At 71.1% G+C, this 22,103-nt stretch carries 18 protein-coding genes; 5 read left to right on the top strand and 13 right to left on the bottom strand.

The features are described from left to right. Nucleotides 1–135 precede the first annotated feature (135 nt). Nucleotides 136–906, bottom strand: a complete 771-nt coding sequence (locus tag BX285_RS37455; protein ID WP_183107131.1) for a hypothetical protein — start codon at nt 904–906, stop codon at nt 136–138. A 252-nt stretch (nt 907–1,158) separates the two neighbouring features. On the opposite strand from BX285_RS37455, the gene BX285_RS21840 reads away from it, so the two are divergent. Both BX285_RS21840 and BX285_RS21835 read left to right on the top strand, forming a co-directional pair. Continuing rightward, nucleotides 1,159–1,674: a SigE family RNA polymerase sigma factor gene (locus BX285_RS21840; RefSeq protein ID WP_097239536.1), complete on the top strand. Its 516-nt coding sequence runs from the start codon at nt 1,159–1,161 to the stop codon at nt 1,672–1,674. Beyond that, nucleotides 1,667–2,509 carry a hypothetical protein gene (locus BX285_RS21835; RefSeq protein ID WP_121176614.1) on the top strand — a complete coding sequence of 281 codons (843 nt, stop codon included), beginning with the start codon at nt 1,667–1,669 and terminating at the stop codon, nt 2,507–2,509. The genes BX285_RS21840 and BX285_RS21835 overlap by 8 nt, the downstream gene beginning before the upstream one ends. Before the next feature lie 68 nt (nt 2,510–2,577). On the opposite strand, the gene BX285_RS21830 is transcribed toward BX285_RS21835, so the two are convergent. The 11 genes from BX285_RS21830 to BX285_RS21780 all read right to left on the bottom strand — a co-directional run bounded on the left by BX285_RS21830 (nt 2,578) and on the right by BX285_RS21780 (nt 16,179). Continuing rightward, nucleotides 2,578–2,865 carry an antibiotic biosynthesis monooxygenase family protein gene (locus tag BX285_RS21830; protein WP_179852990.1) on the bottom strand — a complete coding sequence of 96 codons (288 nt, stop codon included), beginning with the start codon at nt 2,863–2,865 and terminating at the stop codon, nt 2,578–2,580. 59 nt (nt 2,866–2,924) lie between these two features. After that, nucleotides 2,925–3,851 (bottom strand): NADP-dependent oxidoreductase, encoded by a 927-nt coding sequence (locus BX285_RS21825; RefSeq protein WP_121176608.1) that lies wholly within the window; start codon nt 3,849–3,851, stop codon nt 2,925–2,927. Nucleotides 3,852–4,035: 184 nt separating this feature from the next. Continuing rightward, nucleotides 4,036–5,007 (bottom strand): galactofuranose ABC transporter, permease protein YjfF, encoded by a 972-nt coding sequence (yjfF, locus tag BX285_RS21820; RefSeq protein WP_179852989.1) that lies wholly within the window; start codon nt 5,005–5,007, stop codon nt 4,036–4,038. Continuing rightward, nucleotides 5,004–6,089, bottom strand: coding sequence for an ABC transporter permease (locus BX285_RS21815; protein ID WP_097239532.1), 1,086 nt, complete (start codon nt 6,087–6,089; stop codon nt 5,004–5,006). Before BX285_RS21815 ends, yjfF begins: the two co-directional genes overlap by 4 nt. Continuing rightward, nucleotides 6,086–7,612, bottom strand: a complete 1,527-nt coding sequence (locus BX285_RS21810) for a sugar ABC transporter ATP-binding protein (protein WP_121176606.1) — start codon at nt 7,610–7,612, stop codon at nt 6,086–6,088. Before BX285_RS21810 ends, BX285_RS21815 begins: the two co-directional genes overlap by 4 nt. A 141-nt stretch (nt 7,613–7,753) precedes the next feature. Continuing rightward, nucleotides 7,754–8,734 carry an ABC transporter substrate-binding protein gene (locus tag BX285_RS21805; protein ID WP_097239530.1) on the bottom strand — a complete coding sequence of 327 codons (981 nt, stop codon included), beginning with the start codon at nt 8,732–8,734 and terminating at the stop codon, nt 7,754–7,756. 515 nt (nt 8,735–9,249) lie between these two features. Beyond that, on the bottom strand, nt 9,250–10,599 hold the full coding sequence (locus tag BX285_RS21800; RefSeq protein WP_121176603.1) for a PHB depolymerase family esterase: 1,350 nt from the start codon (nt 10,597–10,599) through the stop codon (nt 9,250–9,252). A 127-nt stretch (nt 10,600–10,726) separates the two neighbouring features. Then, nucleotides 10,727–13,087, bottom strand: coding sequence for a glycoside hydrolase family 3 N-terminal domain-containing protein (locus tag BX285_RS21795; protein WP_121177795.1), 2,361 nt, complete (start codon nt 13,085–13,087; stop codon nt 10,727–10,729). Nucleotides 13,088–13,095: 8 nt separating this feature from the next. Continuing rightward, on the bottom strand, nt 13,096–13,914 hold the full coding sequence (locus tag BX285_RS21790; protein ID WP_097239528.1) for a carbohydrate ABC transporter permease: 819 nt from the start codon (nt 13,912–13,914) through the stop codon (nt 13,096–13,098). After that, nucleotides 13,914–14,780, bottom strand: coding sequence for a carbohydrate ABC transporter permease (locus BX285_RS21785; RefSeq protein WP_121176601.1), 867 nt, complete (start codon nt 14,778–14,780; stop codon nt 13,914–13,916). The genes BX285_RS21790 and BX285_RS21785 overlap by 1 nt, the downstream gene beginning before the upstream one ends. Nucleotides 14,781–14,886: 106 nt before the next feature. Next, a complete protein-coding gene (locus tag BX285_RS21780; RefSeq protein WP_121176598.1) occupies nt 14,887–16,179 on the bottom strand; it encodes an ABC transporter substrate-binding protein in 1,293 nt (430 codons plus the stop codon). Between the two features lie 153 nt (nt 16,180–16,332). On the opposite strand from BX285_RS21780, the gene BX285_RS21775 reads away from it, so the two are divergent. The 3 genes from BX285_RS21775 (at nt 16,333) to BX285_RS21765 (ending at nt 20,799) form a co-directional block, all read left to right on the top strand. Further along, the gene (locus tag BX285_RS21775; protein WP_121176596.1) at nt 16,333–17,358 is read left to right on the top strand and encodes a LacI family DNA-binding transcriptional regulator; all 1,026 of its coding nucleotides are present in this window, start codon (nt 16,333–16,335) and stop codon (nt 17,356–17,358) included. A gap of 544 nt (nt 17,359–17,902) precedes the next feature. Next, complete coding sequence (locus BX285_RS21770) at nt 17,903–19,375, top strand: endo-1,4-beta-xylanase (protein ID WP_121176592.1); 1,473 nt, start codon at nt 17,903–17,905, stop codon at nt 19,373–19,375. Between the two features lie 35 nt (nt 19,376–19,410). Then, nucleotides 19,411–20,799: a non-reducing end alpha-L-arabinofuranosidase family hydrolase gene (locus BX285_RS21765; RefSeq protein WP_398900992.1), complete on the top strand. Its 1,389-nt coding sequence runs from the start codon at nt 19,411–19,413 to the stop codon at nt 20,797–20,799. Between the two features lie 103 nt (nt 20,800–20,902). Here BX285_RS21765 and BX285_RS21760 read toward each other — a convergent pair whose 3' ends face one another. Beyond that, a complete protein-coding gene (locus BX285_RS21760) occupies nt 20,903–21,934 on the bottom strand; it encodes a LacI family DNA-binding transcriptional regulator (protein WP_097239523.1) in 1,032 nt (343 codons plus the stop codon). Nucleotides 21,935–22,103: the final 169 nt, after the last annotated feature.

Genomic DNA, 22,103 nt, shown 5'->3' with positions numbered 1-22,103 from the left:
GGCCGACGACCGGGGCGGATCCGCTGCCGGCACTCCGGTCGAAGCGGATGCCCCCGTCCCGCACCGCCCTGGCGGTAGCCGCCCGAGCCCGGCGGGCGCTACCGCCGGGTCGGCCGCTGCATCACGGGGTGGTGGCTACGGGTGGGTGTTCTTGGTGGTGGGCTGGGTCTTCTGGTTGTAGAGCTCCTTGCCGTCCGCGTTGTAGGCGTGGACGTAGGGGGTCGGGGGGTGGGCGTTGGCGTCGGGGCCGGTGGAGATGGCCGCGGTGTAGGCGAAGGCGCCGTCTGCCATGACGGCCGGGTACTGGGTCGGGTCGTCGCCGTAGCTGATGGTGACCTTGGCGACCTCGGGTGTGTAGTGTCCGGCGCCCAGCGAGAGGTACTGCCCGGCACCGGTCGGGGTGCTGAAGCTGTCGAAGAACGAGATCAGGTGGCCGGTGCCCCACAGGCGGTCGTTGATGAACGTCGCGGGGACGGAGGTGCTGTGGCCCTTGTGGCCCTTCGACTCGCACTGCACGTACTGACCGGCGGAGTCGACGGCGATGACCACGCCGTCGGTGTCCGAGGAGGCGACGGGAGTGCGGACCGCGATCACCGCGTGGTACCGCGGCGCGTCGGACCCCAGGCAGGAACCCAGGATCCCGGCGACGGCCCCCGCATCGATCGGGGCCGTCGCCGTGCTGGTCACCGTGAAAGCCGCCGGGGTGGCCGTCACACCGGTAGCGGTCGAGCCGCTGCCGGAGGCCGGCGCGGTGGCGGGCTTGCTCTGGGCCGTGGGCGTGGCCGTGCGGGTGGAGGTGGGGGTGGGGGTGGAGGTGCCGGTTGCGGCCGTGGCCATTCCTCCCGCGGTCGCGATGGCCGCGGCGGCGACGGGGGCGGCGATGAGCATGATCGGGCGGATACGCATGAATCCGTGTCCTTTCCTGCGGGCGTCCGGTTGACGCCGGCTCCCCTGTACGCCTCCCGACGCCCGTCAGGTCACACCTCGCACACGTGATCCAGGTCATAGGCCGTGGGTGCAACCTCGGGACGGCGCCCGTGCGTACAGGGCGGGAGGCTTCACCCAGGACGCACGGCTTCACCGCCGCGGCCGAGTGGTGCCTCCTCGCGGGCCGCCTGTGCCGCGAGCTGACGGACAGTCCCGGAGGAGAGGCCCTTGATGACGCCACAGGAGTTCGACGCGTTCTACGCGGCGTCCTTCTCCCGCCTGACCGGGCAGCTCTACGCGCTCACCGGCAACTGGTCCGAAGCACAGGACGTGGTCCAGGAAGCCTTCATCCGGGCGTGGGACCGAAGGCGCAGCTTCGACCCGAACAGCGCCCCGGAGGCATGGATCCGGACCACCGCCCGGCGGCTGGCCCTGTCCCGCTGGCGACGCCTGGCCCGGGGCCTGCAGTTGGCCGCCGGCTACCACCACCGCCAAGCACCACCCACCGTCGAGCCGCCCACCGAGGAGCACCTGATGGTGGTGGCCGCGCTCCGCGAGCTGCCCGACGCGCAGCGGAGCGCCCTGGTCCTGCACCACATGTGCGACCTCTCCGTCGAGCAGGTCGCGGCCGAGACCGGCGCCAGCGTCAGCGCTGTCAAGAGCCGCCTCGCCCGCGGCCGGGCCGCGCTCGCGGCCGAACTCGCCGACCGGGCCCCGACCAGCGAGGAAGGAAAGCTCCGTGTCTGACCACGACCACGACACCCTCGGCGACCGGCTGCGGCTGCTCGGCACGCAGGTCCCCGCACCGATCCTGCCCGCTGCGGAGATCCGCCGACGCGCCGACCGGCGCCGCCACCGCCGGCGCGCCCTGGGCGCGACCGCGGCCTGCACGGCGGCAGCCCTGTGCCTGGCCCTCCCGTCCGCGCTGCACTCGCCGGGACCACAACCCTCACCGGAACCGCCGCAAGGAGCAGCCACCACAGCCGCTTCCTCCGCGTCGGCTTCACCCCGCCCCCCGGCGGCTTTCACGGTGACCAGCACGGCGACGGCCCCGATCGATGCGGGGGCCGTCGCCGGGATCCTGGGTTCCTGCCTGGGGTCCGACGCGCCGCGGTACCACGCGGTGATCGCGGTCCGCACTCCCGTCGCCTCCTCGGACACCGACGGCGTGGTCATCGCCGTCGACTCCGCCGGTCAGTACGTGCAGTGCGAGTCGAAGGGCCACAAGGGCCACAGCACCTCCGTCCCCGCGACGTTCATCAACGACCGCCTGTGGGGCACCGGCCACCTGATCTCGTTCTTCGACAGCTTCAGCACCCCGACCGGTGCCGGGCAGTACCTCTCGCTGGGCGCCGGACACTACACACCCGAGGTCGCCAAGGTCACCATCAGCTACGGCGACGACCCGACCCAGTACCCGGCCGTCATGGCAGACGGCGCCTTCGCCTACACCGCGGCCATCTCCACCGGCCCCGACGCCAACGCCCACCCCCCGACCCCCTACGTCCACGCCTACAACGCGGACGGCAAGGAGCTCTACAACCAGAAGACCCAGCCCACCACCAAGAACACCCACCCGTAGCCACCACCCCAGGCATCCCGTGGTGCAGCAGCCGACCCGGCGGTAAAGCCTCGGGTCGGCGGCTCGCGTCAGACGAGGGCGTAGGCCTCGGCCTGGCGGTCGATGAGGTGCGGGGTGATGCCGGCGAGGACCAGTCGCTGGTAGGGCGCGCTCTCGCGGTGGGCGGCCAGCGCGTTCTCGTCCTCGTACTCGGCGAAGACGACGAAGGCGCCTTGGTCCCGCAGGGAGCGGACCACCCGGAAGGAGAGCACGCCGGGCTCGGTGAGCGCGGCCTCGGTGACGGCGGGGAGCAGGTCGGCGACGTGCTGCTCGGCGCCGGTGTCGGCGAGCCAGTCGGTGATCACGACGAGGGACACGGAGGGTCCTTCCGGGTGGTGCGGGACGGTCCTGGTGAGGGGCGGTTCGGGCGGAGGGGTCAGGGGACGGTGACGACGATCTTGCCGCGGGTGTGGCCGGCGGCGTTGAGGCGCTGGGCGTCGGCCGCCTGCTCCAGCGGGAACGTCGCCGCGACCTCGACGGTGAGCCGGCCGCTCTCGACGAGGTCGGTCAGGGCGGTGAGGTCGGCGGCGTCGGGGCGCACGAAGACGTAGTGGCCGCCGAGGCCGAGGACGGCGCCGTCGGCGACGGAGGCGAGGCGGCCGCCTTCGGCGAGCAGCTCCGGCGAGATCCGGAGGGCTTCGCCGCCCACCAGGTCGAGTACGGCGTCGACGCCCTCCGGCGCCAGCGCGCGGACGCGGTCGGCCAGGCCGTCGCCGTAGGCCACCGGCTCGGCGCCGAGGGTGCGCAGGTAGTCGTGGTTGCGCTCGCTCGCGGTGCCGATCACCCGGGCACCGAGGGCGACGGCGATCTGGACGGCGAGTGAGCCGACCCCGCCGGCGGCCGCGTGGACCAGGACGGTGTCGCCCGGCTTGACTTCCAGGGCTCGGGTCAGCGCCTGGTAGGCGGTGAGGCCCGCCAGGGGCAGGCCGGCGGCCTGGGCGAAGTCGAGGTTGGCGGGCTTGCGGGCGACGGTGCGCACGGGCGCGGCGACGTACTCGGCGAAGGTGCCGCGGCGCACCATGTCCTCGCGGACGTAGCCGATCACCTCGTCGCCCGGCGTGAACTCGGTGACTCCGACGCCGACCCGCTCCACGACACCGGAGACGTCCCAGCCCGGGATCACGGGGAAGACCACGTCCATGGCGGCGTCGAGGTAACCGGCCTGGATCTTCCAGTCGACCGGGTTGACCGAGGCCGCCGCCACGCGGACCAGGACGGAGTCCGGGCCGAGCTTGGGCTCGGGCACGTCCCCGTACTCCAGGACGTCCGGTCCGCCGTAGCTGCGGTAGGTGATGGCCTTCATGGGTGGTGCTCCTCGCAAGAAGTATTGACTCACTCGATGGTTCATCCCATTAAGTAATACCGAAACGGTAGGACTGAACAGTTGAGGATGTCAAGTAATTCTCCGCAGCGCGCTTCCGGGCAGCGCGAACCGCCCGGCCACGCGTGGTGGCCGGGCGGCGACGATGGTCAAGGGCGCCTCACGGTCAGCGCCGGCGGGCGGTGACCAGGCGCTGCAGGACGATGAAGACGAACAGCAGGGCGCCGATGACGATCCGGGTCCACCAGGAGCTGAGGGTGCCCTGGAAGCTGATCACGGTCTGGATCAGGCCGAGCACCAGCACGCCGAGCAGGGTGCCCAGCACGTAGCCGGAGCCGCCGGTCAGCAGGGTGCCGCCGATGACGACCGCGGCGATCGCGTCGAGTTCCAGGCCCACCGCGTGCAGGCCGTAGCCGGACAGCATGTAGAAGGTGAGCAGGACGCCGCCGAGTGCGGAGCAGAAGCCGCTGATCGCGTAGACGGTGGTCTTGGTGCGCTGCACCGGCAGGCCCATCAGCAGCGCGGACTGCTCGCTGCCGCCGAGCGCGTACACGTTGCGGCCGAGCCGGGTGTAGTGCAGGACCACGAATCCGGCGGCGACCACCAGCAGGGCGACCAGCGCGCTCGGCGAGACGAACAGGTCACCGAGCGGGATCCGGGTCTGCGCCATGGCGGTGTACTGCGGGTCGGTGATGGAGATCGACTCGACGCTGATCGTGTAGCACAGGCCGCGGGCCAGGAACATGCCGGCCAGGGTGACGATGAACGGCTGGATCTCGAACACGTGGATGATCCAGCCCATCAACCAGCCTCCCGCGGTGCCCATCAGCAGGACCAGCGGGATCACCAGCAACGGCGGCCAGCCGTGCTGTTCGACCAGCCAGGCGGAGACCATGGTGGACAGCGCCACCACTGCGCCGACCGACAGGTCGATGCCGCCGGTCAGCACGACGAAGGTCATGCCGACCGCGACGACCAGCAGGAAGGCGTTGTCGATCAGCAGGTTGAGCACGACCTGGCCGGAGAAGAAGCCGTCGTACTGCGCCGAGCCGACGCCGAACATCGACACCAGCAGGACCGCGGTGACCAGCAGCGGGATCTGGCCGCGCAGGCGGGTCAGCAGGGCATTGGCGTTCATGCGCCGACCTCCCGGTTGGTGCGGGCCGCGGTGTGCGACCCGGTGTTGCGCCGGGTCCGCGTGCCACGGGCGGCCAGCTTGGCTCGGAACTTGGGCGACTGGACGAGGCAGACCGCGATCACGACGAACGCCTTGAACACCAGGGTGGTCTCCGGCGGGATGCCGATGGTGTAGACGGTGGTGGAGAGGGTCTGGATGATGAGCGCGCCCAGCACGGTGCCGCCGATCGAGAACCGGCCGCCGTTCAGCGAGGTCCCGCCGAGCACCACCGCGAGGATGGCGTCCAGCTCGATCCACAGCCCGGCGTTGTTGCCGTCGGCGGCCGAGACGTTGGAGGACACCATCAGGCCGGCCAGCGCCGCGCACAGCGCGCTGAACACGTAGACCAGGGCCACCAGGCGCATCGCCCGGATGCCGACCAGCCGGCTGGCCACGGGGTTGCCGCCGACGGACTCCAGCAGCAGCCCGAGCGCGGTGGAGCGGGTCAGCAGCACGGTGGCCAGCACCACGAGGGCGCTGAGCAGGATCGCGAACGGCATGGTCAGCCAGTAGCCGCCGCCGATCATCTTGTACGGGTCGCTGGTGACGGTGATGATCTGGCCGTCGGTGATCAGCTGGGCCACACCGCGTCCGGCGACCATCAGGATCAGGGTGGCGATGATCGGCTGGACGCCGACCCTGGCCACCAGCAGCCCGTTGACCGTGCCGAGCACCAGGGCGGTGCCCAGCGCGATGCCGAGGGCGGTCAGCACGGTGCCGAGGCCGCCCGGGTCGGACGACTCGCTGATGTGCAGGCAGGCCAGGGCGCCGGAGATCGCGACGGTGGAACCGACCGACAGGTCGATGCCGCCGGTGGCGATCACCAGGGTCATGCCCAGGGACACCAGGATCAACGGGGCGCCGAAGTGCAGGATGTCGATCAGGGAGCCGTAGAGGTGGCCGCCCTGGACGTGGACGGCGAAGAAGTCGGGGGTGAAGGCGAGGTTGGCGACCAGGAGCACGACCAGCACCGCGGCCGGCCAGAACAACCGGGACCTGGTCACCGCCTTCACCGGGCTCGCCGCCGCCGTTGCCGTACTCACTGGTGCGCTCCGCTCGCGATGGTGGCCATGACGCGCTCCGGGGTGAGCGCGCCGTCGTTGTCGAGCTGGGCGACCATCCGGTGGTCGCGCAGCACGCCGATCCGGTGGCTGAGCCGCAGCACCTCCTCCAGTTCGGCGGAGATGAACAGGACCGCCATGCCGTCCTCGGCGAGGTTCGCCACCAGCTTCTGGATCTCGGCCTTGGCCCCGATGTCGATGCCCCGGGTGGGTTCGTCGAGGATCAGCAGCTTGGGGTCCGTGATCAGCCAGCGGGCGAGCAGCACCTTCTGCTGGTTGCCGCCGCTGAGGTTGCGCACCAGCGCCTCGGGGTTGCCGGGGCGGATGTCCAGCGCGCGGATCCAGCGCAGCGCGTACTCGTCCTGCGCGGAGCGCGACAGCGGGCGGATCCAGCCGCGGGAGGCCTGGAGCGCGAGCACGATGTTCTCGCGGACGGTCAGCTCGCCGACCAGGCCCTCGGTCTTGCGGTTCTCGGAGCAGAACGCGATGCCGTGGGCGATCGCGTCACGCGGGCTGCGCAGCGCGGTGACGGCGCCCTCGATCCGCAGGGTGCCGCCGTCGCTCTGGTCGGCGCCGAACAGCAGCCTGGCGGCCTCGGTCCGTCCGGAGCCCAGCAGCCCGGCCAGGCCGATCACTTCGCCGGGCCGGATGTCCAGGTCGTACGGCTCGACGGCTCCGCGCCGGGTCAGCCCGTCGGCCTCCAGGAACGCCGCCCCGCCCTGAGCCGGCGCGGTGCGTTCGCGCCGCTTGCCGCCGCCGAGCTGGTCGAGTCCGGCGAGTTCGGCGCCGATCATCCGGGAGACGAGTTCGACCTGGTTCAGCTCGCTGGTCAGGTACTCGCCTTCCAGTCGGCCGTTGCGCAGCACGGTCATCCGGTCGCAGATCTCGTAGATCTGGTCGAGGAAGTGCGAGACGAACAGGATCGCCACGCCCTGGTCGCGCAACCGCCGCATGACGGCGAAGAGTTGGCGCACCTCGTCGCGGTCCAGGCTGGAGGTCGGCTCGTCCAGGATCAGCACCTTGGCGGAGACGTCCACCGCGCGGACGATCGCCACCAGCTGCTGGACGGCGATGGAGTAGCTGTTCAGCGGTGCGCTGACGTCGATGTCCAGGTCCAGCTCGCGGACCAGCTCGGCGGCCCGGCGGCGCATCTCGGCCCAGTTGATCAGGCCGAACCGGCGGGGTTCGCGCCCGATGAAGATGTTCTCCGCGACCGACAGGTTCGGGCAGAGGTTCACCTCCTGGTAGACCGTGCTGATGCCGGCCTCCTGTGCCTGCAGCGGCCCGGCGACCCGCACCGGCTCGCCGGCCAGCGCCACTTCGCCGCCGTCCGACTGGTAGACGCCGGTGAGCACCTTGATCAGCGTGGACTTCCCGGCGCCGTTCTCCCCCATCAGGGCGTGCACCTCGCCGGGGAAGAGCCGGAAGTCGACCCCGTCCAGCGCCACCACCCCGGGGAACTCCTTGCGGATCCCCCGGACTTCCAGGACCGGTTGCTGCCGCACCCCGGTTCTCCTCTCGTGTTTCCCGGGCACCTCGTGCCTCCCGGGCCTTTCGCGTCTCCCGGACGCGTCCCGCCCTCGGGCGGTCCGGTCCGGACCGTGCGGGGCCTGAGCACAGGAACGGCCCCGCACGGTCGGGGTGGGTCAGTACTGACGGTTCGGCAGGGCCGCGGTGGCCTGCTCGGGGGTGAAGGTGCCCTCCTCCGTCTTGATCCGGCGCGGAACCTGCTCACCCGCCTTGACCTTCTTCGCCAGGTCCATCAGCTGGTCGCCGAGCAGCGGGTTGCACTCGACATCGAAGTTGATCTTTCCCTGGCTCATGGCGGTGAAGGCGTCCTTGACGCCGTCCACCGAGACGATCTTGATGTCGGTGCCCGGCTTCTTGCCGGCCTCCTCGATCGCCTGGATCGCGCCGAGCGCCATGTCGTCGTTGTGCGCGTACAGCACGTCGATCTTCGGCTGGGACTTCAGGAAGGCCTGCATGACCTCCTTGCCCTTGGCGCGGGTGAAGTCGCCGGTCTGCGAGGCGACCACCTTGAACTTGGGCTCGCCCTTGACGGCGTCCGCGAAGCCGGACTTGCGGTCGTTGGCCGGCGCCGAACCGGTGGTGCCCTCCAGCTGGACGACGTTCACGTCACCGCTGGCGGCCGCGTACTCCTTGACCAGCCAGTCGCCGGCCTTCTTGCCCTCCTCGACGAAGTCCGAGCCGAGGAAGGAGGCGTAGAGCGACTCGTCCTTGGAGTCCACCGCCCGGTCGGTCAGGATGACCGGGATGTGCGCGTCCTTGGCCTCCTTCAGGACGGTGTCCCAACCCGACTCCACCACCGGCGAGAAGGCGATCACGTCGACCTTCTGCTGGATGAACGAGCGGATCGCCTTGATCTGGTTCTCCTGCTTCTGCTGCGCGTCGGAGAACTTCAGCTCGATGCCGGCCTTCTTCGCCGCCTCCTGGATCGACTTGGTGTTGGCGGTGCGCCAACCGCTCTCCGCGCCGACCTGCGAGAAGCCCACGACGAGCTTGTGGCCGGAACCCTGGCCGGCCGAGCCTCCGCCGCCGGAACCACAGGCGGCGAGGACGGCGACCATCGCACCGGCAACCAGGACCGACGCAACTCTCTTGGACATGTGGGGACTTCCTCTCGGGATCGTCGATCGCACGGACGGCGGCAACGGCCCGCGTTCACGGGGTGGGGCGAAACGACTGGGGGGCGAGGTGCGGCCCGGGGGCGGCGCGACACCATCTCGTCCAGCGGGGCGCGGTGGTGACGCTGTTGCACTTGAGACGAGATTGTTAGCGCTAACAATCGGGTCGACAAGACCCGCCCCCGCCCGTTATCCAATCTTGACCTGCGGCGCGACGAGGCCCTGGCCAATTTCCGGTCTGTTACGGCCTCTTGACGCCCCGATGGCCGGGCCGGCTTCATGTCGACGATGGGAGCGCTCCCATTCACCGGGCTCCCCTGCTCCGGCTCCTGAGCGCCACCGCGTTCGCCCCGGCTGCGCGGCTGCCCGCCGCACCGTGACGGTGCGGCGGGCAGGCCTGTTCCCGGAGCCGGCCGGGGGGCGGGAACGGGCGGCGGCGGGACCTCGTCACGGCCGACCGGTCACAGCCGGGCGCGCGGGGAGTCACTCGCCCGGTGTCATCCCAGCTTCCACTGCTGGTTGCTGCCGCCGCTGCAGGTCCACAGCTGGACCGGCGTGCCGTCGCCGGTGGCCAGACCGGCCACGTCCAGGCAGAGCCCCGACTGCACCCCGGTGACGGTGCCGTTCGGGTTCAGCTGCCACTGCTGGTTGGCCTGGCCGTTGCAGGACCAGACGATCGCCTTGGTGCCGGGGCTGGTGCCGTGCGCCTCGGCGTCCAGGCACAGCGTGCTGCCGCCCACCGTCACGGTCAGCTGGTTCGACGCCGTACGGGTCCAGGTCTGGTTCGCACCGCCGTTGCACGGGTAGATCTGCTGCTGCGTGCCGAGCGTCGTGCCGTTCGCGTCGGTGAGGCACTTGCCCGCGGCCACCGCCTTCAGCGCACCGGTCGTGCCGCCGCCGGACGTCCCCCCGTCCAGGCCCATGAAGTGGACGGCAGTGGCCGCCATGGCCGTACCCTGCACCGGCAGTTGGTGCCCGGCCCCGGCGATGCTGTACGCCTCGACCTGGGTGACGCCGGCGCTGTTGTCGTACCGGGTGCGGTTCCAGTTCGCGGCGGGGGTGTCGGTGGCCGAGGGGGTCTGGCTCACGCCGAGGACGTCGGTCCACTCCTTGATCTCTTCACCGAGGTTGTTGTGGCTGAGGGTGGTGTCGGCGGTCCCGTGCCACAGCTGCACCCGCGGACGCGGACCGGTGTAGCCGCGATCGGCACCACGCACCAGATTGCCCCATTGCTGCGGAGTCATGGAGACCTGCCCCTGGGCGCAGGGGCCGTTCCAGCCGCGGACGGTGCCGGTGTAGAAGCAGTGGTACGGCACGCCCATGAACGCCGCGCCCGCCTTGAACACGTCGGGGTAGTCGGCGAGCATCACGTTCGTCATCATCCCGCCCGACGACTCCCCGGTCACGTACACGGCGTCGGCGTTGCCGCCGTAGTGCTGCTCCGCGTAGGTGATCATCGACATCAGCCCGACCGGGTCACTGCCGCCGTTGCGGGTCAGCGCCTGGTCGGAGGAGACGTCCCAGCAGCTCCCGCTGGGGTTCGTCGAGGGGTAGATGACGAGGAACCCGTACCGGTCGGCCAGCGACCCGAAGTCGGTGCTGGAGTACATGTAGGGCCCGGTCCCCTGGCACCCGTGCAGGGCCAGCAGGATCGGCGGGTTGGGCCTGACGTTGTTCGGCACGTACAGGTGCATCAGCAGCCCGGTCGGGTTGGTGCCGAAGTTCGTGATCTGGGTCAGCGACGCGGCGGCGGCCTGCGGGGCCGCCTGCAGGCTCAGGCCGACCGCGAGGCCGACCGCGGCGAGCAGGCCCAGTAAGCGGGACGTCAACGAGCGGAAGCGGAACACGGGATCTCTCCGTTCGAGTGTGTCGTGGGTGGGAAGGAGGTCCTGGGCGCCACCACCTGCGGTGCCACCACCCGCGGTGCCACCGGGTACGGCCGCCACCGCGGAGGAACCTCCACCGGTACTCGGGTCAGGCGGAGTGGAACGTCGGGTGCAGGCGCCGGGTGTGGTCCAGGACGCGGACCGGCCCCTCCAGTCGGACGGTCGCGGTGAGCCGGATGTCGGTACTGGAGGCGGCGACGCGCAGCTCCAACTCCCCCGGCTCGACGATGCGTCGCCCGTCGCGTCCGGTGAAGGACGCGAGGTCCGCCGGGACGACGACCCGCAGCCGGGTCTGCGTGCCCGCGGCGAGGGTGACCCGCCGGTAGCCGATCAGCCGCTGCACCGGCTGGACCACGCTGGCGACCGGGTCGTGCAGGTAGAGCTGGACGGTCTCGCTGCCGGTCCGGTCGCCGGTGTTGCGCAGGGTGAAGGCGAGGCCGACCGCCCCGTCGGTCGCGGCGGTCGCCTGCTCCACCTCCAGGTCGGTCCAGGCGAAGGTCGTGTAGCCGATGCCGTGCCCGAACCCGAACGCCGGGGTGGGGTCGGTGCTGGACACCTCGCTCGGACCGGCCAGTCGGGCGGCGAGGTAGGTGGAGGGCTGGACGCCCGGGCGGGCCGGGATGCTGACGGGCAGCCGGCCCGAGGGGTCGGTCCGTCCGCTGAGCACGGCGGCGACCGCCTCGGTGCCGGCCTCGCCCGGGAAGAAGGTCTGCACCAGGGCCGCCGCCTCGGTCACCGCGCGCCCCAGCGCGTAGGGACGGCCGGCCAGCAGCACCGGCACGACCGGCGTGCCGGTGTCCAGCAGGGCGTCGAGCAACTGCTGCTGCACGCCGGGCAGTTGCAGGGACTCGGCGTCGCAGCCCTCGCCGCTGGTGCCGCGCCCGAACAAGCCGGCCCGGTCGCCCAGGGCGACGATCGCGACATCGGCGCTCCGGGCCGCCTCGACGGCCTCGGCGAAGCCGGAGGTGTCGGCCCCGTCGATGCTCGCCCCGGCCACGGTCCGGAGCTCGCTGCCGGGGAACTCCGCCGCCAGCGCCTGTCGCAGCGTCCGCAGTTCGATGCCGATCGGGACGTCGGGGTGCTGGCCGCCGACGTGCACCGGGAAGGCGTAGCAGCCGAGCACCGAGGTCGGGGTGTCGGAGTTGGGGCCGATCAGCGCGATCCGGCGGGGGTGGCGCAGCGGCAGGGTGCCGTCGTTGCGCAGCAGCACCACGGCCTGCTCGGCGATCTCCCGGGCCAGGGCGCGGTTCTCCGGGCCGTCCAGGTCGACCGAGCCGCGCAGCCTGGCCGGGTCGTCGAGCGGGCGGCCGGAGAGCGCCGCCGGGACGGCGTCCCAGTCCCCGTCCAGCAGGCCGAGTTGGGCCTTCTGCACCAGCACCCGGCGCAGCGCCCGGTCGACCAGCGCCTCGGACACCGTCCCGTCCTCGACGGCGCGCAGCAGCGGCTCGCCGAAGGTCTTGACCGTCGGCAGCTCCACGTCCACGCCACTGGCCAGGGCGAGGGCCGCCGCCTCGGCCCAGTCCCCGGCGACGCCGTGCAACAGCTTGAGGAAGGCGATGCCGAAGTAGTCGGCGACCACCGTCCCCTCGAAGCCCCAGGTGTCGCGCAGCAGCCCGGTGAGCAGCGCCTCGTCGGCGGCCGAGGGGACGCCGTCGGTGTCGGTGTAGGCGTGCATGACCGACCGGGGGCGGCCCTCGCGCACCGCCATCTCGAAGGGCGGGAGGATCACGTCGGCGCGTTCGCGGGTGCCCATGCCCACGGGGGCGAGGTTGCGTCCGGCGCGCGAGGCGGAGTAGCCGGCGAAGTGCTTGAGCGTGGCCACGATCCCGGCGGACTCCAGGCCCTGGACGTAGGCGGTGGCCACCGTGCCGACCAGGTAGGGGTCTTCGCCGATGGTCTCCTCGACCCGGCCCCAGCGGGCGTCGCGGACGACGTCGAGGACGGGGGCCAGGCCCTGGTGGATGCCGACCGCGCGCAGGTCGCGCCCGATGGCGGCGGCCATCCGCCGGATCAGGTCCGGATCGAAGGTGGCGCCCCAGGAGAGCGGCACCGGGTAGGCGGTGGCGCCCCAGGCGGCGAACCCGGCCAGGCACTCCTCGTGCGCGAGGGCGGGGATGCCGAACCGGTTGGCGGCGGCGATGCGCTGCTGGCTGCGGGCGAGCGAGAGCGCGCCCAGCGCCGGGTCGACCGGTGCCGTGCCGAAGGGCCGGGTCAACTGGCCGAGTCCGGACGGGAGCAGGTCGTCGAGGTCGGGTGCCTCCTCCATGTCGTGTTGGTGCGGGGCGACGTCGCCGCCCTCGTCGGAGGCGCCGACCCAGACGCCGACGAGCTGGGCCAGTTTCTCCGGCAGCGTCATCTCGGCGATCAGGGCGTGCGCGCGTTCCTCGGGGCTGAGCGCGCGGTCGCGCCAGCGGTCGGTCGGTTCAGCGGACGGGGCGGCGAGGTTCATGGTGCCGGTCACTTCCCTCCGACGCCCATGAGGCCCTGGACCAAGGCACGTCGGGCGAACAGGTAGACGACGAAGACGGGGAGCATCGACAGCACGACGGCGCTCAGCAGCCCGGGCACGTCGACGCCGTGCTCGGTCTGGAAGTCGTACAGGCCGAGGGTGATGACCTTGGTGCTCTCCGACTGGGTGAGGATCAGCGGGAACAGGAAGCCGTTCCACGCCTGCAGGGCGGCGAAGACCACGACGGACGACAGGCCGCCCCTGGACAGCGGCAGCACCAGCTGCCAGAAGACCCGCCACGGCGAGGCGCCGTCCATGGCCATGGCCTCGTAGAGCTCGCCGGAGATGTCCCGCATGGCGCCAGTGAGGACCAGCGTGCACACCGGCAGGCAGAACGCGGCGGTGGGCAGGATGACGCCGATCAGGTGGTCGTAGAGGCCGGCCTTGCTGATGACGTAGAACATCGGCACGATCACGGCCTGCGCCGGGATCGCCAGCCCCAGCAGGAAGATCCGGAAGACCGTGCCGATGGTCCGGCCCCGGGCCCGCACGATGGCGTAGGCGAGCGGGGGCACCACGAGCAGCACGATGGCGACCACGCTCACGGTGACCACGAGCGTGTTGAGGAAGTCCCGGCCGAAGCCGTTGGAGAAGTCGTCGAGGTAGTTCTGCAGGGTCAGCTCGGAGGGGAAGGTGAGCGGGCCCTGCGAGGAGTAGTCGGAGCGGGTCCGGAACGTGGAGATCAGCAGGACGTACAGCGGGAAGCCCACCAGGGCCAGCCAGACCAGCGAGCCGAGCCCGGCGAGGTGGTTGGGGCGCCGGCGCATCACAGTCCCTCCGTGGTGCTGCGCATCCGGTCGTAGCCGGACAGGCGCACGACGGCGAGCGAGATCAGCGTGGCGGCCACCACGAGGACCAGGGCGATCGCCGAGCCCGCGCCGAAGTCGAAGCTCTTGAAGGCCTGTTGGTACATGTAGTAGGCGCTGTTGGTGGTGTCGGTGCCGGGACCGCCCTGGGTGAGGATGAGGACGGTGTCGAAGGTGGTGAGTCCGCCGACCACCATCAGGATCACCGAGGTGATGGCGGTGTTCCGCAGCTGCGGAAGGGTGATGTGGAAGAACTGCCGCACCTTGCCCGCGCCGTCGATCGACGCGGCCTGGTAGAGCACCTGCGGGATCGCCCGGGCGCCGCCCTGGTAGAGCAGGGCGTGCATGGGCGTCCACTGCCACATGCCGACGAAGGTGAGCACCGCGATGGCGCTTCCCTGACTTCCCATCAGGTTGCCGTCGCCGAACAGCCATTCCAGTTCCGATGGCACGCCGAAGTTGGGATCCAGGATGGCGCGCCAGACCACCGAGACCGCGGTCGCGGACAGCAGCAGCGGGACGAAGAAGATCGCGGACAGCACGGCGCGGTTGCGCTGGTGACCGGCCGCCCACACGCCCAGCAGGAGGCTCACCGGGGTCTGCACGACCACGCCGGCCGCGGTCAGCAGCAGGGTCAGCCAGACGCTCTGCGTCATCACCGGGTCGTGCAGCAGCCTGGTCCAGTTGGCGAGGCCGTTGAACCGGGGGGCGTCGACGCCGTTCCAGCTGGTGAAGGAGAGCACCGCCACCAGCACCAGCGGCACGATCGCGAACAGCAGGAAGAACACCGTCGCGGGTACGGCCCAGACGAGGCCCGGGCGGGTCACCCCGACGCCGGACCGGCTCGCCGCCCGGGGCGGGGAACCGGTCCGGCGCCCCGCCGACGGCGGCCGGACGCGGACACGAAGGAGGAAGCACTCATGGCGGTTCCCCTCAGGAGGCGGGCAGGGCCTGCATGGCCTTGGCGAAGCCGTCCACGTCGAGCTTGCCGTCGAAGAACTGCTGGACGGCGGTGTGGATCGGCGCGTTGGCGGCCGGCGGGTACGCCTGGTCCCAGGACAGCTGGAACGAGGGGGCGGCCTTGACCAGGTCGTACTGGTACTTCGAGTAGTCGGGGTTGGCCGCGGTGCCGAGGAACTGCTCGGTGTTGGTGGTGGTCGGCAGGTTGCCGATCGCCAGCTGTGCCTTCACGAACTCGTCGGAGTACATGAGTTTCAGGAAGGCGGCCGCCGCCTCGGGGTGCTTGCTCTTCTTCAGCACCGAGTAGAAGTTGTTGGTGTTGCCGACCACGTTGGCCGGGTCGCCCTTGCCGCCGGGGATGCCGGGGAACCCGCCGTACCCGAGGGCGCCCTTGGCGAAGTCGGGGTTGGCGTCCTGCTGGGTGGCGTACTCCCAGGAGCCCATCAGCTCGAAGGCCGCCTTGCCCTTGGCGAGCAGGGCCGGGGAGCCGCCGTCGGTGAACTTGACCGAGTCGAAGTTCGAGCCGAACGCGCCGGCGTCGACCAGCTGCTTGAGCATGCCCAGGGCCTTCTTGGCGTCCTCGCTCTCCCAGGCGCCCTTGTCGCCGGACAGCGCCTTCTGGAACAGCTCGGGGCCCGCGACGCGGTCGAAGACGTACTCGTACCACATCAGGGTCGGCCACTGGTCACCACCGCCGAGGGCGAACGGGGTGACGCCCTTGGCCTTGAGCACCCGGACGGCGTCGAGCAGGTCGTCCCAGGTCTTCGGGACGCCCAGGCCGGCGTCGGCCAGCACCTTCTTGTTGTGGAACAGCAGCACGGGCTGGGTGCCGCGCATCGGGATGCCGTAGGACTTGCCGTCGATCACCGCGGTGTTGAACACCGAGGACAGGAAGTTGCTCTTCAGCCCCGGGTCCGCGGCGATCATGTCGTCCAACGGGAGCAGTAGGCCGGACTTCACGTAGGGCTGGATGCTGCCGCCGCCCCAGTTGAAGAAGACGTCCGGCGCCTGCGGGGTGTTGATGACGGTGTTGAGCTTGGCCTGGTAGTCCGCGCCGGGGATGGTGTCCAGGACGGCCTTGACCTTCGAGGTCTTGTTGAAGGTCTCGACCAGTTGCTTCTCGACCTTGTTGCTGGCGTCCCCGTAGACCAGCACGTGGATCGTGCCGGAGTCCCCGCCGGCGGAGGACCCGCCACTGCCGCAGGCGGTCATCCCCACCATGGCCGCGGCCAGACCGAGCGCACCGACTAACGTGCGTCGCTTCATCAGCAGTCTCCTAAAGTTTCGATCCGCTTCTCGAAATCCACGCTGCGCCGGACGCTAGGTTGCGGAGACGTTTCGGGTCAATCCCTCGTACCGAGGGTTACTGAAGCGTGATGCGTCAACTGCCCTGCGCCGCCCGTGTCCTATGCTGCGTCCATGGAAAAGGGCGATGAACTGGGGCGGGTGACGCTGGCCGACATCGCGCGCGAGGCCGAGGTCTCCGTTTCGACGGTTTCGAAGGTCCTCAACGGCCGCACCGATGTCTCGGCGCCCACCCGTGTCCGCGTCGAGCGGATCCTGCGCGCCCACGACTACCGGCGCGCCGCGCGCAGCAGTGCCGAGGCGCCCCTGGTCGAGATCGTCTTCCACGAGCTCGACAGCCTCTGGGCGATGGAACTCCTGCGCGGCGTCGAGGCCGTGGCGAGCGAGCACGGCGCCGCCATGGTGGTCACCCGCAGCGGTTCACGCCACGCCCCGGGAGCGGAGTGGATCGAGGCGGTGTTGCGCCGGCGCCCCCTCGGAGTCGTCCTGGTCTTCTCCAGCCTGCCGCCCGAGCTGAAGCGCCAACTGCGGGCGCGGTCCATCCCGTTCGTGATCATCGACCCGGCCGGCAACCCCGATCCGGACGTGCCCTCGGTGGGCTCGGCGAACTGGGCCGGCGGTCTCGCCGCCACCCGGCACCTGATCGAACTCGGCCACCGGCGCATCGCCATCGTCACCGGCCCCGCGGACACCCTCTGCTCGCTGGCCCGACTGGACGGCTACCGCTCGGCGATGTCCATGGCCGGCCTACGGGTCGACCCCACCCTGACCGCCTTCGGCGATTTCCACGCGGAGGGCGGATTCGCCCGCGCCAAGCGGTTGTTGGAGCTCCCGAAGCCGCCTACCGCGATCTTCGCCGGCAGCGACCTGCAGGCGCTCGGCGTCATGGAGGCCGCCCGGGTCTGCGGCCTGCGCGTGCCCGAGGACCTGTCCGTCGTCGGCTACGACGACCTGGACATCGCCCAGTGGAGCAGCCCCGCACTGACCACCGTCCGCCAACCCCTGCGCGAGATGGGCGAACAGGCGACCCGCCTGATCCTCGCCCTGCGCACCGGGGAGGCCCCGGCGACACCCACCCGGCTCGAACTCTCGACCACCCTGGTGGTGCGCTCCAGCACCGTGCCGCCCGGCCGGCGCTGAGCCGGGCACGGTCCGGCCGGGCGCCGAGCCGGTACGGCCCGGGCCTTCCCGGCGGCTTCGGCCCCGAAACTTTCGAAACGCCGGCCCTGCCGCCGGACCTGCCCGTGGACCCCCTGCGCTCCCCGCCACCAGGGCCGACGCCGCCCAATGTCCCCATTTGCCGGGGCGAGACCGGGGCGAACCTGTCGAAGTTTTGACCGAAAGCGTTGACAGCCTCTCGGACGCGGGCCAACACTGTCGCCGTCGACAAGTCCGAACTGCGGCCTCGGATCGGGGTCGTGTTCGCCAAACCACCGTCGGGTCACCGGCGTTGGTGACCGGTCGACTCCGTGCACCGCCTTCGCGACGCCGTCGGGCACCTCCTGACGACGCGCATCGCCTTGCCTGAGGGTCCGCCTGGACATGTCGGTCAGGGCGCGCCTGCGCGTGAATTGTTAGCGCTCACAGGCGTGTCGACACGTCAGGACGATCCCTCCCGTCGGGACGAAGCGCCGGCCCCCACCGGCGCGGAGGCCGTTCCCCACCCAAAGGAGCACGATCCGTCATGTCATGGCTCACTCAAAAGAAACGTCCCCGCAACGTCCTGACGGCAGCCGCCTGCCTCGCCGTCAGCTCGGTCACGGTCATCGCCGCGAGCCCCATGGCCCACGGCGCCGGGGCGAGCACGCTGGGCGCGGCGGCGGCCGGCAGCGGCCGCTACTTCGGCACCGCGGTGGCCGCGGGCAGGCTCGGAGACTCGACGTACTCCACCATCCTCGACCGGGAGTTCAACACGATCACCCCGGAGAACGAGATGAAGTGGGACAGCACCGAACCCTCCCGGGGATCGTTCAACTTCGGCCCCGGCGACACGATCGTCAACCACGCCGCCGCACACGGCCAGAAGATGCGCGGCCACACCCTGGTCTGGCACTCCCAACTGCCCGGCTGGGTCAAGTCCATCAACGACGCCGGCACCCTGCGCGGCGTGATGAACAACCACATCACCCAGGAAGCCACCCACTACAAGGGGAAGATCTACGCCTGGGACGTGGTCAACGAGGCCTTCGCCGACGACGGCAGCGGCCGCCACCGCAGCTCCGTCTTCCAGAACCTGCTGGGCGACGGCTTCATCGAGGAGGCGTTCCGCACCGCGCGCGCCGCCGACCCCGGTGCCAAGCTCTGCTACAACGACTACAACATCGAGAACTGGTCCGACGCCAAGACCCAGGGCGTCTACCGCATGGTCAAGGACTTCAAGTCCCGCGGCGTACCCATCGACTGCGTCGGCTTCCAGAGCCACTTCGGCAACGGCGGCGCCCCGGCGAGCTTCCGCACCACCCTGGCCAACTTCGCCGCGCTCGGCGTCGACGTCCAGCTCACCGAACTCGACATCGCCCAGGCTCCCGCCAACGCCTACGCCGACACCGTCCGGGCCTGCCTCGACACCGCCCGCTGCACCGGCATCACCGTGTGGGGCATCCGCGACAGCGACTCCTGGCGCAGCGGCGAGAACCCGCTGCTGTTCGACAACAACGGCAACAAGAAAGCCGCCTACGGCGCGGTACTCACCGCCCTGAACGGGAGCAGCGGCGGCACCCCGAGCGGAGACATCGTCTCCGGCGCTGCCTACACGCTCTCCGGCGCAGCCGCCGGGCGCGTCCTCGACGAGCCCGCGGGACAGAACGGCAACGGCACCCCGCTCCAGGTCTGGGACTCCAGCGGCGCCGCCAACCAGCAGTGGCGGGCCGACCGCAACAACGACGGCACCTACACCCTCACCAACCTCGCCAGCGGCCGGGTCCTGGACGAGCCGGGCGGCCAGACGGGCAACGGCACGAGGCTGCAGGTCTGGGACGCCAACGGCGGTGCCAATCAGCACTGGAAGGCCGCCCGCAACGGAGACGGCACCTACACCCTGACCAACGCCGCCAGCGGCCGCGCCCTGGAGACCCCCGGCGGGCAGACCGCCAACGGCACGGCCGTCCAGGTCTGGGACTCCACCGGCAGCGCCAACCAGCACTGGAGCTTCAAGTGAGGCGCCCGCGGGTGTCCCGCCCGCGGCTGTCCGTGATGCTCACCGCCGTGGTCGCAGCCGTGGCGGCCCTGGCGGCGATGCTCGTCGCCGGCCCGGCGGCCCAGGCGGCCACCAGCGGTGCCCTGCGCGGTGTCGGCTCCGGCCGGTGTCTCGACGTGCGGAACGCCAGTCAGAGCGACGGCGCGTCCCTGCAGATCCACGACTGCTCGAACGGGACCAACCAGCTGTGGACGGCCACGTCCGCCAACCAGCTGACCGTCTATGGCAACAAGTGCCTCGACGTCCCCGGCCACGCCACCACGGCCGGCACCCGGGTGCAGATCTGGACCTGCAGCGGCGGCGCCAACCAGCAGTGGCGAGTGAACGCCGACGGCACGGTGGTCGGCGTGGAGTCCGGACTCTGCCTGGACGTCGCGGGCGCCGGCACCGCCAACGGCACGGCGGTGCAGATCTGGACGTGCAACGGCGGCAGCAACCAGAACTGGACCGGCCTGTCCCCGTCCCCGCCGGGCGGCACCTGCGCCCTGCCGTCGACCTACCGCTGGTCCTCGTCCGGCGCGCTGGCCCAGCCGGCCAACGGGTGGGCGTCGGTGAAGGACTTCACCGACGTGGTGTACAACGGCAAGCACCTGGTCTACGCCTCGAACGTGAACGGCTCCTCGTACGGCTCGATGGCCTTCGCCCCGTTCACCAACTGGTCGGACATGGCGTCGGCCCCCCAGACCGGGATGAACCAGGCCGCGGTGGCACCCACGCTGTTCTACTTCGCGCCCAAGAACATCTGGGTGCTGGCCTACCAGTGGGGTGCGTGGCCGTTCATCTACCGCACCTCCAGCGACCCGACGAACCCCAACGGCTGGTCCGCGCCGCAGCCGCTGTTCACCGGCTCCATCCCCAACTCCGGTACCGGCCCGATCGACCAGACCCTGATCGGCGACGACCAGAACATGTACCTGTTCTTCGCCGGTGACAACGGCAGCATCTACCGGGCGAGCATGCCGATCGGGAACTTCCCGGGCAACTTCGGCTCCTCGTACACCACCGTCATGACCGACACCGTGAAGAACCTCTTCGAGGCACCGCAGGTCTACAAGGTCAAGGACCGGAACCAGTACCTCATGATCGTCGAGGCCCGCGGCGCCAACGAGCAGCGCTACTTCCGCTCCTTCACCGCCACCAGCCTGGGCGGCACCTGGACCCCGCAGGCCGCGAGCGAGAACTCCCCCTTCGCCGGCAAGGCCAACAGCGGCGCCACCTGGACCGACGACATCAGCCACGGCGACCTCGTCCGCAACAACCCCGACCAGACCATGACCATCGACCCCTGCAACCTCCAACTCCTCTACCAGGGCAAGTCCCCCACCGCCACCGGCCCCTACGACCAGCTCCCCTGGCGCCCGGGCCTGCTCACCCTCCAGCGCTGAGCCCTCCCAGCTCCGCCACGGGGAACCCCCAGCCGATCACGGCTGGGGGTTCCCTCCCCGTGAACAGACCAGGGGACGATCGGGGGGCCTCCTGACGGGCCCGTCAGGAGGACTTCCGCACCACCAGCTCGGTCGGCAGCACCAGCCGGGACGGCTCCGCGCCGCCATCGCCGGCGATCTGCCGCAGCAGGAGTCCGGCCATCGTGCGACCCATCTGCTCGATCGGCTGGCGGACGGTGGTCAGCGGCGGGTCGAGGTGGCGGGCCACCGGCGAGTCGTCGACGCCCACCAGCGCGACGTCACCGGGCACGTCCAGGCCCCTGGCCCGCAGGACGGCGAGGGCGCCCACTGCCATCAGGTCGGAGGCGGCGAACACCGCGTCCAGGTCGGGGCACCGCGCCAGCAGCTCGCGCATCGCCCGGCGGCCGCCGTCCTCCGTGAAGTCCCCCGTGGCGACGAGGTGTTCGTCCCCGGGCAGTCCGGCCGCGGCCAGCCCCGCACGGTACCCGGCGAGCCGGCCCTGGGCGGCGTCCATGTCGAGCGGGCCGGTGATGGTGGCGATGCGGCGCCGCCCGCGCCCGGCCAGGTGCTCCACGGCCGAGCGGCCGGCGCCCACGTTGTCGGAGTCGACATACGCCACCGGCTCCTGCGGCGAGCGCCGCCCGTTGAGCACGGCCGGTAGGCCCAGCGCGCGCACCTGGTCCGGCAGCGGGTCGTCCCGGTGGACGGAGACCAGCAGCACCCCGTCCACCCGCTGGGCGGCGAGGTACTGCTCGAAGCGCTGCCGCTCCTGCTCGGTACGGATCAGCGTGAGCAGCAACTGCTTGTCCGCCGCGCCCAGTTCGGCGCTCACGCCACGGATGATGTCCAGGAAGTAAGGCTCCGCGAACAGCCGCGCCTCGGCCTCGGGCACGACCAGCGCGACCGCGTCGGTCCGGCTGCCGGCCAGGGCCCGGGCCGCCCGGTCGGGCACGTAGCCGAGCTCCGCGATGGCCCGGCCCACCGCCTCCCTCGCCCGGTCGCTCACCCGCGACGAGCCGTTGATCACCCGGGACACCGTGCCCCGACCGACCCCGGCCCGGGCAGCGACCTCCTCCAGCGTCGGTCTTCCGGTCTGCCGTCCGCCCACCGCCACGCCCCCTCCCGCCCTCGGTCTCCCGCCGGCTCGGCTGCGCATCCTAAGACTTGATCCGTCATTCACCAAGGGGTGAGCTGCGGACTGTGCCTCGGCGAACAGGTGCCGCTGCACCCCGTTCCACACCTCGTCGGCCATGTGCATGGCCAGGGCTTTGGAGGCGTGGTGC

The sequence above is a fragment of the Streptomyces sp. 1114.5 genome (assembly GCF_003635085.1).
Taxonomy (GTDB): domain Bacteria; phylum Actinomycetota; class Actinomycetes; order Streptomycetales; family Streptomycetaceae; genus Kitasatospora.
Note: the sequence above shows the minus strand (reverse complement) of the source record. Positions and strands in the feature narration are given on the sequence as shown.

Coding starts and splice junctions, on each gene's coding strand:
- yjfF (WP_179852989.1), bottom strand. CDS start 5,007: ATGAACGCCAATGCCCTGCTGACCCGCCTGCGCGGCCAGATCCCGCTG.
- BX285_RS21790 (WP_097239528.1), bottom strand. CDS start 13,914: ATGCGCCGGCGCCCCAACCACCTCGCCGGGCTCGGCTCGCTGGTCTGG.
- BX285_RS21840 (WP_097239536.1), top strand. CDS start 1,159: ATGACGCCACAGGAGTTCGACGCGTTCTACGCGGCGTCCTTCTCCCGC.
- BX285_RS21765 (WP_398900992.1), top strand. CDS start 19,411: ATGCTCACCGCCGTGGTCGCAGCCGTGGCGGCCCTGGCGGCGATGCTC.
- BX285_RS21780 (WP_121176598.1), bottom strand. CDS start 16,179: ATGAAGCGACGCACGTTAGTCGGTGCGCTCGGTCTGGCCGCGGCCATG.
- BX285_RS21770 (WP_121176592.1), top strand. CDS start 17,903: ATGTCATGGCTCACTCAAAAGAAACGTCCCCGCAACGTCCTGACGGCA.
- BX285_RS37455 (WP_183107131.1), bottom strand. CDS start 906: ATGCGTATCCGCCCGATCATGCTCATCGCCGCCCCCGTCGCCGCCGCG.
- BX285_RS21795 (WP_121177795.1), bottom strand. CDS start 13,087: ATGAACCTCGCCGCCCCGTCCGCTGAACCGACCGACCGCTGGCGCGAC.
- BX285_RS21805 (WP_097239530.1), bottom strand. CDS start 8,734: ATGTCCAAGAGAGTTGCGTCGGTCCTGGTTGCCGGTGCGATGGTCGCC.
- BX285_RS21775 (WP_121176596.1), top strand. CDS start 16,333: ATGGAAAAGGGCGATGAACTGGGGCGGGTGACGCTGGCCGACATCGCG.
- BX285_RS21825 (WP_121176608.1), bottom strand. CDS start 3,851: ATGAAGGCCATCACCTACCGCAGCTACGGCGGACCGGACGTCCTGGAG.